The organism is Achromobacter sp. GbtcB20, from assembly GCF_019091095.1.
Classification (GTDB): Bacteria; Pseudomonadota; Gammaproteobacteria; order Burkholderiales; family Burkholderiaceae_B; genus Achromobacter; species Achromobacter mucicolens.
In genome coordinates this window covers 40,885-56,386 of record NZ_JAGXJZ010000017.1, presented here as the reverse complement: position 1 = coordinate 56,386, position 15,502 = coordinate 40,885, and the positions used below count along the sequence as shown (strand labels likewise).

Here is a 15,502-nt window from a genome sequence, read left to right as displayed (position 1 = left end):
AATGCACCTGCGTTACGAATGGGGGCCTCAGACCGTGGCCGGGCTCTTGGCCCAGCCCTTGGTCACGGAGTACTGCAGCGTCGAGGGCTGCAACGTGGCGTCGAAGGTGACGGGCTCGTGGGCGGGTCCCACGTCCAGCATCGCCGTGATCGCGAAATACAGCACCGATGTCGCGCGGCTGTCCACCTGGAGCATCACCCGCACGTGCGTCAGGCGAGGCTCGTGGCGCGCGATCGCCTGCTCCAGCGACCGGCAGATGAATTCGCGGTCGTAGTGGCTGGCAAGACTCAATCCGGAAAAGTCCGACAGGCCGTACGTCAGCACCGACCGCTGGCAGTTGGGGAAGCGCCGCAAGTCTTCCTCGGTGAACACCATGCGGGTGTTCAGCAAGGCCTCGATGTCGCGCGCCACCGTTTCCTTCATCTCTTCGATCGACAGGCGGCGCAGCGCATAGGGCGATTGGCCCTCCGCCTCGAACAGCTTGTCGAACAGACTCGGTTCGAATCCTTTCATCGGGGCCTGATCAATCCGGAAACAGCAAAAAAAAGAACAGCGGCCCGGCTCGGGCCGCGGTCTCTTGGCAACCTGGCAGCGATCAGACCGAGTAGGTCTTGTCGTTCTTGGTCAGGCTCCAGGCGCCCTGGGCGTTGCCGCCCTGGTTGCCGCCGACCTTCTGCTGCGTGTACTTCCACTGCACGGCGGCGTACTTCAGCGAGAACGACTCGTGCGGCAGGCCTTCGGCAACCACTTCCGGCGCCACGCGCGCAATGATCACGTACTTGAGCTTGATTTCCAGGTACTTGACCCGATTGCCCTCACCGTCCGCGCGCAGAAAATCGATGGTGACTTCATCGAACGTCGTGCCGCCGGACGCGTGCTGATACAGCAGCGGGCTGACCACGTCCAGATCCTTGGTGAAGACCATTTCGCCGTGTTCGGTGCGCTCGGCGGTATGGCCGCCCGAGGTCGACGCGGTGGCCGAACGCGGCTGGATGATTTCATGGCGCCACGAGCTGACTTCGATCCAATCCGGGTGGTCCTTGTCTTGCGATTCGCCCTTGAGCGCCGGATTGCCGAACTTGACGTAGATGTCCTTCATTGTTGATAACCTCTTTCAATGGATGAGTGGTCAGTGCAATGACGATCAGGATTTCTGAGCCTGAGCCGGCAGTTCGGCAACCAGGCGCAACGAGATCGAGAGTTCGTCAAGCTGGAAATGCGGCCGCAAAAACGCCACGGCGCGGAAGACGCCCGGACGTCCCGGGACCTCGGCCACCTGCACCGAAGCTTCGCGCAGCGGAAACTGCGCTTTTTGTTCCTGCGTCGCGTTGTCGTCCAGCAGCACGTACTGCGACACCCAGCGATTCAGGAAACTCTCAACGGACTGCGCCGACGCGAAGCTGCCGATCTTGTCGCGCATCATCGCCTTCAGGTAATGCGCCACGCGCGACACCGAGAAGATGTACTGCAGCTGCGCCGACAACACCGCATTGGCGTTAGCGCTGTCCGTGTTGTATTTCTTGGCCTTCTGCACCGACTGTGCGCCGAAGAAGGCCGCGTAGTCCGAATTCTTGCAATGCACCAGCGGGATCAGGCCCTGATCGCTCAGTTCCTTTTCCCGGCGGTCCGTGATGGCGATTTCGGTCGGGCACTTGAGCGCGATTTCGCCGTCGTCCGTCTTGAACGTGTGCGTCGGCAGGTTCTCGACCAGACCGCCGCCTTCCACGCCGCGGATCGCGGCGCACCAGCCGAAGTCGGCAAACGCGGCCGTCAGGCGGGCGCCGAACGCCCACGCCGCGTTGCACCACAGGTACTTCGAGTGGTCGGTGCCGTCCACGTCCTCAACGAAGTTGAAGCCTTCGACCGTGGTGCCTTCCACCGGATCGTAGGGCAGGCGGCCCAGAAAGCGCGGCATGGTCAGGCCCACATAGCGGGAGTCTTCCGAATCGCGGAAGCTGCGCCACTTGGTGTATTCCACGGTGTCGAACACCTTGGCCAGGTCGCGCGGGCGGCCCAGGTCGGCAAAGCTGTCCAGGCCCAGCAGTTCGGGCGAGGCCGAGGCGATGAAGGGCGCGTGCGAAGCCGCGGCCACATGCGACATCTGCTCGATGAAGTACATGTCCTCGGGCTGGCGCGTGATCTCGAAGTTGCCCAGCAATGCGCCGAACGGCGCGCCGCCGAACGTGCCGAATTCTTCTTCGTAGACCTTCTTGAACATCAGGCTCTGGTCGAAGTCGATGGCGGTCTGGAAGTCGCGAACCAGGTCACGCTTGGTGGTGTTCAACACCTTGATCTTCAGCATCGGGCTGGTGTCGGTCTCCTGGCACAGGTAGTGCAGGCCGCGCCACGTGCTCTCCAGGTTCTGGAATTCCGGCGCGTGCATCACCTCGCTCAGTTGCGCGGAAATCAGGCGGTCCAGCTCGGCCACGCGCGCATCCAGCATTGCGGAAAGATTGTCGGACACCACCACGGTGCCCTTCATGACTTCACGCACCAGCTCACCGATGATGTCTTTGGCGCGATCGTGCTCGGCGGTCGACTTGGCGACCCGGCTTTGCTCGACGATCTGGTCCAGCAGGCCGCCTTGCGCGTCGGCCGGGGCGGCAGCGGTGTTCTGTGCAGCGGCGGAATTACTCATTGCGGCCTCCCTTGTCGGTCTCGCTGGTCAACTGTTGCAGCTTCTCGGTGCTGGACAGCACTTCGCCCAGCAGGTCTTCCAGCTTGTCGTTGCCCGCCAGCTTGTTGCGCAGGTCCGCCAGCTTGGTGCGTATGTCGAGCAATTCGCGCAGCGGCTCCACCTGCTGGACCACGGCTTCCGGGCGGAAATCCTCGATCGAACGGAACTTCAGGTCCACGCCGAACGTGCCGCCTTCCTCGGTCAGCGCATTCTTGACGCGGTACGCGGCGCGCGGCTCCAGCCCACGCATCACGTCGTCGAAGTTGTCGACGTCGATGTTGACGAACTTGCGGTCCTTCAGACGCGGCAGCTCGGCTTCGGATTGCGCCGAAAAGTCCCCCACCACGCCCACGACGAAGGGAAGCTCCTTCTGTTCGATGGCGTCGCCCTTCTCCACGTCATACGTGAGCTGAACGCGCGGCGGACGGACTTTCTGCAATCGTTTCTGAACGCTTTCTTTCTTGGCCATGGATGGCTCCGTGCAAAGGATCGTGGCGGTCGGTCAGGCGCGCCGGGCTAGCCGGCGCTGCCTGGGCGAATCACTTGGTAAGCAGGTCGCCGAACGGGTTCGGCGCGCGGTTGGGCTGCTGGGCGGGCTGGGTTGCGGCGGGCGACGCATTGGAGGCGGCCCCCGGCGCGGCGCTGGGAGTGACCTTGGGTGCGGCAGGCGTCGATGCGGCGGGTGCCGCACCCGTCGGTGCAACGCCCGTCGGTGCGGCGCTGGAAGGCGACGCACTCGCCGGGGCGGGGTCGGCCTTGCGCGGCGGCTGACGCGGACGCGGCGGCGGGCGGCGGCCTTCCGGGAACAGCACATCCTGCCCCAGCGTCTCGCGCATTGCCGCGGCCAGGGCCACGGCGTCTGCGCGCGCATTGCCAGCCAGCAACGCATCGGCGCGCAGGTCCGCCAGCGACTGCATGGCCACGCGCAGGCCGCCCACGGCGCGCACGCTCTTGGCGACGAAATCATCCGGGTCGCGGCTCAGCGCCTCGTCGGCCGCGACGATGGCTTGACCATATTTCTGTTCGTCGAAACGAATCTTCGCGATGTAGGACCACGGCAATCCCTTGGACGGATTGCGGACCGCAATCTCCTCGAATTGCGCGACGGCCTGGTCGGCGCTCTTTTGCTCAAGCGCCTTTTCCGCTTCGGCCATGGATTGTTTGTATTCGGATTCCGACTGCGGTTTTACCGACGCGCAGCCGGCCATAACGGCAACGACACCTGCGAGAACGACGAGGCGGGGAAAGCGCATTTTTAAGCACCTAGCGGGGTTGTAACTAGGGGCCGTATTTCAACAACCTTTTGTTAGCCCAGCGCTACAGCAAGTGTCTTCATGTTACTTGCGTCGAAATTGCGCCTAACGTGCTGCGATCTGTATTGCTTCACACACTTCCGGTATAAAGGGCCATGTCCAAACATATCCATTTATCACGCTTCTTCGCAGTCGCGGCTTGCTCGCTTGCAAGCACCGTCATTACTGGATGTGCGGCCGTATCAGCCATCGGCGCGGTGGCCGGCTTGACCGGAAATGCGATGGAGATGGCGGGCCTGAAAAAGCCCGAAAACGCGCCTGTCGAGGTGAATTTGACCATCCATGCCGGAGAAAATTTGAATGCCAGCAGCGGGCAGTCGATGGCTGTAGTTACAAAAATATACTACCTGAAGAATCCTGAGCAATTCCAACGTGCGCCGCTCACGCAATTGATAGACACTGCTGCCGAGAAAGCCACGCTCGGGGAATCCGTGCTGGGAATACGTGAGCTGACGCTCACACCCGGCCAACGGTTCGAAGCCGTCGAAAAGGTCCCCAAGCAAGCCGATTACATCGCGATCGCCGGGTTGTTCTACGCGCCCGCGCCGATGCGTTGGAAGTATGTATTCAAGGTCGACGACGTGGAAGACAGTGGCATTGTGCTGGGCGCGCACGCGTGTGCGCTCACCGTCGCCACTGGCAAACCCACGTTGCCGGCGGGCCTGCCAGCCTACGACCCGGCACGCCTTTCCGGCGTGCAGTGTCCCGGTTGACGCGCATTGCGCGTAGGCCCGCCTTCTATATGAAGACATGGAAAGACAAGCAAAGGGAGCGCCAACTTGAGTCACTCAGCCAAAGTCCTTTGGGGCGAAGGGTTGTTTCTGCGGCCGCAACATTTTCAGCGGCAGGATGCCTATCACGAAGACCGGCTGGCCGAGATGGCCCGCGCCTTGCATCCCTATGCGTGGGGCCTGCGCGCCGCGCGCTTCGATGCATCGGCACTGGCCAACGGCATGTTGCGCGCCACAGAGATGAGCGCGGTGTTTCCGGACGGTGAACTCTACAACGCGCCCCATGGCGATGAACTGCCGCCGCCGGTTGCGCTGACCGCGCTGGATGGCGTCACCGAAGCGGTCTTTTACCTGGCCATCCATCCGCTCAAGGCGATTGGCGGCAATTACCGCGATGGCCAATCGGCAGCCAGCTTCGACTCACGCTACACGCACAACAATGCGCCGGCCCCCGACCTGTACACGGGCGCCACCACGGCTGAGCTGGCGTTCCTGCGCAAAGACGTGCGCCTGATCTCGGAATTCGAACCGCGCGACGCGCTGCTGGCCATTCCGGTGGCGCGCGTGCGCCGCACCGCCAGCGCGGGCTATGAGCTGGACACCACCTTCGTTGCGCCGAGCCTGTCGTTGACGGCCTCTGGCGCCCTGCATGAACAGCTGCGCCGACTGCTGGACGCGCTGCAGGCCAAGGTGAATGCGCTGTACGGCTTTCACCGCGAACCCAGCAAGAACATCATCGAGTTCCGCTCGGGCGACGTCGCCTCGTTCTGGCTGCTGCACACGGCCAACGAGGCCTACGCCACGCTGTCGCATCTGTTTCACCATCCGCAGCTCCACCCGGAACGGCTGTTCCAGGAACTGGCGCGGCTGGCGGGCGCGCTGATGACGTTCTCCAAGCTGCATACGCTGGCCGACCTGCCCGTCTACCGGCATGACGCGCCCGGCCCGGCGTTCGCCCGCATGGACGAAATCCTGCGCGACCTGCTGGAAACGGTGATCTCCACACGCTACTTCTCCATCGTGCTGGAAGAGTTGCGGCCGTCGTTCCACATGGGCAGGCTGGATTCGGAAAAGCTCGACGAAACCACGTCGCTGTATCTGGCGGTGCAGGCCGCCATGCCTGCCTCGGAACTTTCCGAAAGCGTACCCATGCGCTTCAAGGTGGGCGCGCCGGAAGACGTGGATAAGCTGGTGCTGTCGGCCATGCCCGGCGTGCCGCTGGCCTACACGCCGCAGGTGCCGCCGGCGGTGCCCGTCAAGCCCGGGGCGGTGTATTTCGCGCTACAGGCGCGGGGTTCGCTCTATGACCGCATGCTGCAAGCGCGCAGCATCGCCATCTACGCGCCCGCCGGCATCCCTGAGCTCAAGCTGGATTTGATTGCAGTCACCCGCTGACAGGACACGTACTTCCATGACCGCAGACGCTCCCTCCCTGATGCCCGGCGCCACGCTGCCGCCCCGGGCCGCCGAGTTCCACGCCAGCCGTCCGGCCAGGTCCTTGCTGGACTTGCTGTATGACGGCTTCCTGATGCTGTTCCTGCTCAAGAGCGGACAAGAGCCCACCGACGCCGCGGCGTTCTCGGCGCGGGTGCAGCAGTTTCTGGCGGACTACGAACGCGCCGCCAAGAAAATGGATATTCCCGCGGAAGACGTGTATGCCACCAAGTATGCATTCTGCGCCGCGGTAGACGAGACCGTGCTGAATTCGCAGTTCGCCATTCGCGATGCGTGGATGCTGCAACCCCTGCAGCTCACCTTGTTCGGCGAACAGCTGGCTGGCGAGAATTTCTTTGCCCGGCTGGAAGACCTGCGCGCCCAAGGCGCGCCGCGCCTGCAATCGCTTGAGATCTACTACATGTGCCTGTTGCTCGGCTTTCAGGGCAAGTACCTGATCGAGGGCCAGGAAAAACTCGGCTATCTGACTGCGCGGCTGGGCGACGAGATCGCGCTGCTGCGCGGCAAGCGCACCGGTTTCGCGCCGCACTGGCCGCTGCCCGACAAGGTGGCGCACACGCTGAAACGCGACGTGCCGCTGTGGTCGATCATGGCTGTCTTTGCGCTGCTCGGCCTGCTGGCGTTTCTGGGGATGCGCCACTTCCTGAACACCGAGATGCAGACGGCGATGGCGCCGTACCACGACATCGTCAAGCTGGGTCCGCGCGCCGCGCACCTGACGATTTCGCTGCCATAGCGTCCGGGCCGGCTCCCGGCCCTGCTTTCACCCGCCCCCTCCCGGCGCGTGCCCCGCGCCCCGGCTCCGCCGAACGACATTCGCCACGTCCTATGAACGCCTTGCCTTCGAACGCCCCGGCCTACTCGTCATTGAACATCGCCACGCTGTCGCAGCAGGCGCGCCTGCTGCGCCTGGACACCCCGCTGAACGCCGAGCTCGTGGTCGAACACCTGAACCTGCGCGAAGGCGTGTCGCGCCTGTTCTCGCTGACGCTGGACTGCCTGGCGGCCAGCGCCGAAGTGGACGTGGGCGCGTTGCTGGGCAAGGAGATCAGCGTCAGCCTGCTGCAGGCCGATGGCGCGATGCGGCGGTGGCACGCGGTGGTGGAAGGGGTGGACGCGCTGGGCGCCGACGGCGGGCTGGCGCGTTTCCGCCTGCATGCCGCGCCGTGGATGGCCGCGCTGGCGTTGCGGCGCGACAGCTTCATCTACCAGGACCTGTCGGTGCAGGACATCGTCAGCGAGGTGTTTTCGGATTATCCCCAGGCCGCGTTCGCCTTTGAATTGAGCCAGGCGCTGGAGCCGCTTGCCGTCTGCACGCAGTATCGAGAGTCGGACCTGGCGTTCGTCGAACGCATCCTGACCGAGGCGGGGTTGAGCTATCGCTTCGAACACCAACAGGACGACGGCCAGTCCGCCAGCGGCGGCGCGCGCCACCGCGTGGTGATCTTCGACGCCGACGCCGCGCGTCCGCAGGACCCGGCCTCGCCCTTGCGCTTTCACCGTAGCGACGCGACCGAAACAAGCGACAGCATCACCCGGTTTGCCGCCCGGCAGGCCGTGCGGCCCAACCGCGTGGCGCGCGCCGCCTGGAACGAGCGCACGCTGAACGCGCACGCCGCGCAGAGCCAGTCGCAGGTGCAGGTGGAATCCCTGCCCGTCCTTGAAGACTACGACTACGCCGGCCATGGCCGCTATGGCGATGACGACGCGGCCGAGCAGAGCGCGGCGCGGGCGCTGCGCGCCCATGAATCCGAGGTGGTGCGCTTTGAGGGCGCGGGCACCGCCCGCTCGCTGGCGGCAGGGCACGTGTTCGCGCTGAGCCAGCACGCACGCTACGCCGAAGGCGGCGGCGGACAGGCCGCCGACGAACTGGGCGGCAACCGTTACGTGGTGCTGGACGTGACGCACGAAGCCACGAACAACCTGGGCAGCCAGGCCGCGCAGGTGTTGAACACCCCGGACATGGAGCGCGGCACATATCGCAATGTCTTCGTTGCGCAGCCCGACGCGGCAGCGTTGATGCCCGCGTGGCGCGCGCGCCCCACGGCCCCGGAAAGCCTGGCTGCGGTGGTCGTCAGCGCGGCCGATGCGCCCATCACCGCCGACCGCGATCTGCGCGTCAAGGTGCAGTTTCCGTGGCAGCGCGGCGAAAAGCCGCTGCCGGGCGGCCTGCCGCATCGCACGCATGGCGATGCCAGCGGCAATGCGCCCGGCGATGACCGCTCGGGCACGTGGCTGCGCGTGGCCAGCGCGCAGGCGGGCCCAAACTGGGGCGCGCATCACCTGCCGCGCGCCGGCACCGAAGTCATCGTTGAATTCATCGACGGCGACATCAACCAGCCCGTTGTCGCGGGGCAGCTCTACAACGATGCGGATTTGCCGCCCTGGTCCGCCGGCGAAGACGGCGACGCCAATCACGCCGGCGTGTTGAGCGGGTGGCACAGCCACGGCCTGGATGGCGCGGGCCGCAACCAATGGCTGTTCGACGACACCAAGGGCAAACTGCGCACACGGCTGGCCAGCTCCACCGCGGCCACGCAACTTGGGCTGGGCTATCTGGTGGAACAGGAGCTGGACGACGCCAGCCGCGGCCAATGGCGCGGCACCGGCTTTGAACTGCGCTCGGACGCGTGGACGGTCGTGCGTTCCGGTCAGGGCATGCTGTTGTCGGCCACTGCGCGTGAACAAGGCAAGTCGACGCAAGCCGATGCACAGGAAGCCTTGCTGCTGCTGCGCGGCGCGCAGGACGCGTCGCGCCGGTTGAACGACAGCGCGGGCCAGCACAAGGCGCGCCCGCTGGCGGCGTCCGAAGGCTACGAGGACCTGCTCAAGGCGCTGGACCCCAAGCTGGAAGGCCGCTACGCCGCCCAGGTGAACGGACAGGCCGCAGGCAAGGCCGCCGACGGGAAACGCACCGGCGAGGCCGCCGTCGAGCGCATCAACGGCCCGCATCTGCTGATCGATTCGCCGAACTCGCTGAACCTGGCCACGCCGGCCAGCGCCGTGTTGCACGCGGGCGAACACCTGCACGCCACGGCGCAGTCCGATGCGCATGTGGCCGCCACGCAAACCTATGCGGCCGTGTCGGCACGGTCGGCCAGCGTGTTCGCGCAGCAAGGGGCGATACGCGCGGTGTCGGCACACGCGCCCGTGTCGCTGCACGCCCACACCGACATTCTGGAAGCCCTGGCGGGGCAAGACATCACCGTCACGTCATCGGCAGAAGGCATCGAGATCCTGGGGCAGCAGCGCGTCACCTTGCAGGCAGCGGGCGGCAGCGTCATCCTCGACGGCGCCGATATCGTCTTCAAGGGACCGGGGCTGTTTTCGGTTAAGGGCGCCACGCACAACTTCGTCGGCCCCGGCAGCGATGCCGCCGCGCTGCCGGCGCTGCCCAGCACCACGGTGGACGACCCGCTGATCGTCAGCGCAGAGCTTATCCACAAGGACGGCGCCCTGGCCTCGGCCGCCAAAAAGGCCGGAACCAGCCTGATGGCCGGTTTTGGCGGCGCGGCGGGTGCGGCGGGTGCGGGCGGGGGCCTGAGCGGATTGGGCGACCTCGCGCCCAGCGGCTTGGGCGATCTGGGCAAGACGGCCGCCGGCGCGGCGGCCAAGCTCTCGCAATTTGCCGGCCAGGCGAACACATTGGCCGGGCTGGCGAAAAATCCCATGGGCGCGTTGTCGCAGGCGCCGGGCTTGCTCGGCGGCATGGGTTCGACGCCCTCCGCCGTGGGAGGCTTGCTGAACACGGCCAAGAAAACGATGGGCATGGTGTCGCAGGCGCAAGCCATGATCGCCAACCCGATGTCCGCGCTGCCCGCCGCCTCCGGCATGCTGGCGTCCGTCGCGCCCGGCGCGGGCGGCATGATCGACGGCGCGACGGCAGCCGTTGGCACGGTCTCCAAGGCCGCTGAATGGGTCAAGGACCCCACCGCCGCCCTGCCCGCCGCAACCGACATGCTGGCCTCGGCCGCGCCCGAAGGCGCGTCCAAGATGATCACGAGCGCCGCGTCGATCGCGGGACTGGGCAAGGGTGCAGAGGTAGGTTCGGGCGCGGGGCTTGGTGCCGACGGAGGACTGACGGGCGCGGCCGCGACGCCGTCCTTCGCGCCGACGGGGACCGGCGCTGCGCAATCGGCGGCAGCAGGATCGGCAACAGCGTCGGCATCAGGCCCGACGACCGTGGCGAGTTCGTCGCCAGCCGCCGACCCGGCAGGCGCAGGCGCATCGGCTACGGCAGGGACATCGGCAACGGCTGGTGCGTCGGCTACTGCAGGTGCGTCGGCTACTGCAGGTGCGTCGGGAACGGCAGGCGCATCGACGCAGGCCACGGCTTCCGCGACCACGGCAACACCGCCATCCGCGGCCCCCTCCGCCGCTTCAGGAACTCCGGCGTCCGCGTCGGCACAGGCCTCGTCACCGGCCTCGCAATCGGCCTCGGAAACGGCGTTGGGATCGGGATCGGCCGCGACGTCGGAATCCGCCGCGACGTCCGCCCCGCAGGCCACGGCGGCCGCAGCGCCTCCGTCTTCGGCGGCCCCCGCCGCCACAGCGACCGCGGCATCGCCCGCAGGCGCCATGGCTGACAACATTGCGCATCCGGCCAACGGCACCCTGCAAGCGCCGTCCGCATCCGACGCCGCAACACAAACGCCCACGCTTGCCACGGCAGCGGCCGGCAGCAGCGCCGCGTCTGCAATTCCTTCCCAAGCAAGCACCAGCGTCGGCGTGGGAACTAGCGCCGGCGCGGGCGCGGGCATCGCTTCAGTCGCTGGTGCGGGTGTCGCATCGGGCTCAGCCCTGGCAGGCACAAGCATCGCGTCCAATGCGTCGCTCGCCAGTGCGGACACCGGCATCGCCTCCGGCATGTTCCTGGCAGATGCGAGCCCGGGCATTGCCTCCGGCACGTCCTTCACAAGCGCGGACGCAGGTATTGCCTCCGGCACGTCCCTCGCAAACACAGACGCCGGTGTTGGGTCCGCCGCGTCCCCAGCAAGCGCGGACGACCTTCTGGCATCTGGCGCTGCGGCCGCTGGCGCGGATGCGAACATCGCCTCGCCGGCATCTGTTGCCGGCGCGGACGCTGGCGTTGCGTCTGCCATCGCCGCCTCAAGCACCCGCACGGCCGTCCCGTCCATCGCGTCGGCTGCTGGCGGCGCCGCCGCTTTTGCTGCTGGCGCAACGGGAGTCGGCATCCCGGCCACGGGCGCGCTGGCTGCCTCGTTGGCGGGCCGCAGCAGTTCGGCGTCCGCAGCGATGCCCATCGCGACCCAATCGGGATCGGGATCGGAGTCGGGATCGGGGTCCGGATCGGCGTTTGACTCGCAAGCGTCCAAGGCAGGCGAGCCCGCTTTCGGCTCGTCCTCATCGGTCGCGTCCACGTCCGCTACGCAATCCGACGCTGCCGCCCGCTCGCATCTGTCCGCCAGCTCAGGCACGGAAGCGCCCGGCCGCATCGAGGCGGACGCCAGGACGGCGCCGGGCTCGACCCACGATGCAGCGCCGTCCGCGTCCATGGCCGCGCCGGGCCAAGCCCGTCAGACAGAGGGATCGGGAGCCGCCATCGGCCTGCTCGCCGCCGTCGCCGGAACCGTGACCGCGACGACGTCGCGTCGTACGCACGCCCAGGACGGCGATGACGACACGCAGCACGCGCATGACGGCGACGACGCCACCCAGCACGCCAATGACGGCGAAGACACCACGCAGCACGCGCAGGTCGACCCGACACGTATCGGCGCCGCCGCCGCGGGATTGGCGCCCGCGTTCACGCAAGGATCGACAGTGCTGCAACCGGGCGCGTCGCCTGACGCGCATCGCTCGACCGGCCCAGCCCCGCATCTCGATCACACGGCGGAACGGGACGAGCAGACCACCCACGCGGAACACACCGCTCGCGACGCGCGCGACTGGCTTGCGCGCGGCACGTCCGCCCACCGCGTAGGCGGCAGCGACATAGCGTCCGGCGTACACGCAAGCCAGCGGGCCGATGCCCCCTTGGCCACCGGCACGGCCGCTGCGCGCGGGTCGATGAACGCCTCCGCTCATGACGCGGCTGACGCCGCGCAGCAGGACGACACGACCAAGGGGCGCAGCCCGGCTGCGAATGCCGCGCTGCTCGCGTCCATTGCGGCGGGCGCGGGCAGTCTGTTGGGCGCCACCTCTGCCGCGGCCAGCAGCGTCACGCAAGCGGCGTCCGGCTCGACCGCCGCGCCGGGCAGTCTGCCCGATGCATTGGCGTTGCCGACTGGCGCGCCATCCGTTGCGGCGCCGAGCGTGCCGGTCGCGTCTGACGCGGCGATAAGCGGGTTGCCGGTCTCCTCCGGCGCCACGGACCCGGGTGCTGCCTTGGCCGGCGCGCCGTCGCTGCCCGAATCGGCCGGTGTTTTCACCACGCCGCCCTTGTCTGGCGCGGCGCCGCAAACGCCCGGCTTCGTGCCTGCGCCCGGCGAGAGCTTGCCGCAGGGAACCGGGCTGCCCGGTGCGACCGGGGACAGCACTTTCGGACTTCCGAACATCGAAGCCTCTCCCAGCCCGTCCGTTGCCGTCGGCGCGGCGGGCGCGGGAGCGGCGGTTGACGCGGCCGCGACAAGCGGCGCCGCGACCTCGACCCTTCCCACAGCCACGGGCGGCATCGCCAGCGCGGGCCCTCTCGCAGGAACAGACGCGGTTGCAGGTTCCGCGGGGGCTTCCCCCGGTTTGGCAGGTGCCGGCGTCAGCGAAGGCACGGCGGCCGGCGCCAGAATAGAGACAGGCTCAGCGGATGCAGGTGCTGGTGCAGTTGCCGGTGTAGCAGGTACAGGTGCCGATGCAGGTGCAGTTGCTGGTGCAGCAGGTACAGGTGCCGGTGCAGGTTCTGGTACAGGTGCTGGAGCTGGTACAGCATCTGCGGGCGTAGGCCCAGCAGATGCAGGCGCCGGGCCAATCCCCGGCGCCGACGCGACCGCAAGTTCAACGAACGCCTCGGCGGCCTCCGCTCCCATCGGCGCGAATGGCGCGGCCGCGCCGGGCGGTTCCGCAGCGGCCAATGGCAGCGCACCGGCAACCGTCACCACGCAAACTACCGGCGCGCCCTCCCCGGCGGACGTCTCTTCGACCCAACCCGCCGAGACCACCGCCCCCATCTCTGGCGGCGGCGCCAGCCCAACGCCTCCTCTCGCCGCCGGCAACACCACCGGCGCAGCGGCCGGCGCCACCAGCGCCACGCCGCCCTTTGCGCCAGCCGGAACCACAGCCCCAACCGCCCCGCCGGACACCGTGCTCGGCGCCGAGACCGCGCGCGCGGCGGGCATGGCCGACAGCACACCGGCAACCCGCGCGACGGACCTGTCAGCCGCAGGCGGTGCAGCCGGTGCAGCCGGCGCTGCCGCAGGCGGAGGTGGCGGCGCCGGGGCGTCCGGCATTGCCGCCGTGGCTGGCGGAGGCACCCTGGGGGCCATCGCGCAGCAGGCCAGCACCGCCTCCACCGTGCTATCTAGCGCCAGCACGCTCGCCAGCGGCGGCGTCAGCGCCAACGTTGGCGCAGCCATCGTGCCCGTCATGACGCAAGCGCTGAACGCGGCGGGCGACCGCGCCGCAGCGCTGAGTTCAGCCGTGGACACGCTGTTCTCGCTGCCCGACGTGAAGCAGGCCAACATTCCCGCCGTGGCCGGCGCCATTCTCAGCATGCCGGGTCTGTCGTCCTCGTCGGTGCCGGGCGTCATTGGCGCCATCCTGCAATCGCCCACGCTCGCCACCGAAACGCTGCCCAAGGTGGCCGAGGTGTTGATGAAGATCCCGGGCGTGGCGGACTCGCCGCTGCCGCAGATCGCGCGGGACGTGCTGGACACGATCGGACTGGGCCCGGTCGCCCGCACGCAGGGCACCAATCTGCCCGGCCCGTCCGGCTCCGGGCGTGTGGTGCCCAGCGTCTCCACGTATCGCGGCCGCCAGGATGGCGCGCGCCTGCAATACGTCAACCTGGAACGCGCGGACGAACGCTGGAACGACGGCAACGCGTTGACCACCACCGAGCGGCAGACCCGCCGCCCGCGGATCCACGTGGAGTTCAACCGTCCGGGCGCGCACCGCTTCACCATCACCGTCAAGGCCGACGCCGGCAACATCGCCTACTCCAGCCGCGAGCGCGGCCGCCGCGCCAGCTACCAGGAGCCGCACGCCAACCCGCGCAGCTACGTCACGGACGCCGACGGCACCCGCATCGTCGATGACATCGACCTGCCCGCCGCCGGCCGCAACGTCTATCTGTTCGAGGTGCGCGACGAACGCGGCCAGCTCATCAAGACGGAGCGCGTCGAAACCGCGCGCCGCCTGTATATCCAGGAAGTGATGTGCATGAGCGCCCGCCCGGCGAACCATCTGGCCGACGTGACGCCGGTCACCGCGGAATTCGCGCTGCACGGCATCGACATGATCCAGCTGCCGCGCCTGCAATTCCGCGGCCGCTCGGCGGTGGATGCGGCGGACAACGTGGACGCGCAGCAGGCCATCATGGACGCCGTGCGCCGCGTGTACGCCACCTCGCCCGGCAAGCAGCGCGAGCCTTACACGCTGGTGGTGTGCCACGTCGACCGGCTGGCCGCGCCCGGCACCAGCGGCGACATGCGCCTGCCCGTGCCGGCCGGCCCGGGCGGACGCGTGATGACGGTGCCCATCGTCAACGACGACCGCACCCTTGCCAGCCTCTGGTACGAGTTCGACGACAGCGACGACTGGCTCGTCCACGCCCGGTACCTCTACACTGACGCATCGGGCGCGGAACGTTCGATTCCCATTCCGCGCCATTTGATGACGCCGCTGCGCGAAAGCTCCGGCGCCGTCTTCTCCGTGAAAGTCGACCTGACCCAGATTTCGTCCACGCCCCTGAACGGCGTGCTCAACATCCAGTTCAACACGGTCGCCGCCAGCTATGCTGGCCTGGCCATCACCGGCACCAACCTGCTGTTCGTGTCCACCCTGGATCCCTACGTCCCTAACTCGCAGGCGTACCTGACGGAAACGCTGGCCCACGAAATGGGCCACCTGCTCGGCATGGTGCCCAGCGGCCCCGATTGGCCCGGCCTGCGCAACGAAGACTCCTCGGCCGACGATTCCAAGCTGGATCCGCCGCAGTACTTCTACTACAACATGGGAGGACACTGCTACTTTGGCCTGCCCAACCGGAACGGCCAGTACAGCGATGAGATCGGGCAGTGCGTGATGTACGGCATCACCTGCGCCAACATCCACTTCTGCCCGAGTTGCAGCAAGGCCGTGCGCAAGGTGGACTGCTCGGAAGGCTGGACCTCATTCTGACGACGCGCCCCGGATCACCTTCGCTCTCTGAA

The 15,502-nt window shown here is 67.6% G+C and carries 9 protein-coding genes; 4 read left to right on the top strand and 5 right to left on the bottom strand.

Going from position 1 to position 15,502, the window contains the following annotated elements; all coding sequences use genetic code 11:
* Positions 1-27: 27 nt before the first annotated feature.
* From tssE to KVT32_RS20330, 5 genes are all read right to left on the bottom strand, one after another.
* Positions 28-513: a type VI secretion system baseplate subunit TssE gene (gene tssE, locus KVT32_RS20350; RefSeq protein WP_056325732.1), complete on the bottom strand. Its 486-nt coding sequence runs from the start codon at positions 511-513 to the stop codon at positions 28-30.
* An 82-nt stretch (positions 514-595) separates the two neighbouring features.
* Complete coding sequence (locus KVT32_RS20345) at positions 596-1,099, bottom strand: Hcp family type VI secretion system effector (RefSeq protein WP_006226591.1); 504 nt, start codon at positions 1,097-1,099, stop codon at positions 596-598.
* 45 nt (positions 1,100-1,144) lie between these two features.
* Entirely contained in the window at positions 1,145-2,638 is a 1,494-nt protein-coding gene (gene tssC, locus KVT32_RS20340; protein ID WP_056325730.1) for a type VI secretion system contractile sheath large subunit, read from the bottom strand.
* The gene (gene tssB, locus KVT32_RS20335; RefSeq protein WP_152382523.1) at positions 2,631-3,146 is read right to left on the bottom strand and encodes a type VI secretion system contractile sheath small subunit; all 516 of its coding nucleotides are present in this window, start codon (positions 3,144-3,146) and stop codon (positions 2,631-2,633) included. The genes tssC and tssB overlap by 8 nt, the downstream gene beginning before the upstream one ends.
* A 70-nt stretch (positions 3,147-3,216) precedes the next feature.
* Positions 3,217-3,831 carry a M48 family metallopeptidase gene (locus tag KVT32_RS20330; RefSeq protein WP_254607094.1) on the bottom strand — a complete coding sequence of 205 codons (615 nt, stop codon included), beginning with the start codon at positions 3,829-3,831 and terminating at the stop codon, positions 3,217-3,219.
* Between the two features lie 254 nt (positions 3,832-4,085).
* Here KVT32_RS20330 and tssJ point away from each other — a divergent pair, with 254 nt between their 5' ends.
* The 4 genes from tssJ (at position 4,086) to tssI (ending at position 15,470) form a co-directional block, all read left to right on the top strand.
* A complete protein-coding gene (tssJ, locus tag KVT32_RS20325) occupies positions 4,086-4,703 on the top strand; it encodes a type VI secretion system lipoprotein TssJ (protein WP_081100935.1) in 618 nt (205 codons plus the stop codon).
* 66 nt (positions 4,704-4,769) lie between these two features.
* Complete coding sequence (gene tssK, locus KVT32_RS20320; RefSeq protein ID WP_056325717.1) at positions 4,770-6,116, top strand: type VI secretion system baseplate subunit TssK; 1,347 nt, start codon at positions 4,770-4,772, stop codon at positions 6,114-6,116.
* A gap of 16 nt (positions 6,117-6,132) precedes the next feature.
* Complete coding sequence (gene icmH, locus KVT32_RS20315) at positions 6,133-6,912, top strand: type IVB secretion system protein IcmH/DotU (protein ID WP_056325715.1); 780 nt, start codon at positions 6,133-6,135, stop codon at positions 6,910-6,912.
* Between the two features lie 92 nt (positions 6,913-7,004).
* Positions 7,005-15,470, top strand: a complete 8,466-nt coding sequence (gene tssI / locus KVT32_RS20310) for a type VI secretion system tip protein TssI/VgrG (protein WP_217618789.1) — start codon at positions 7,005-7,007, stop codon at positions 15,468-15,470.
* The last annotated feature ends 32 nt before the right edge of the window (positions 15,471-15,502 follow it).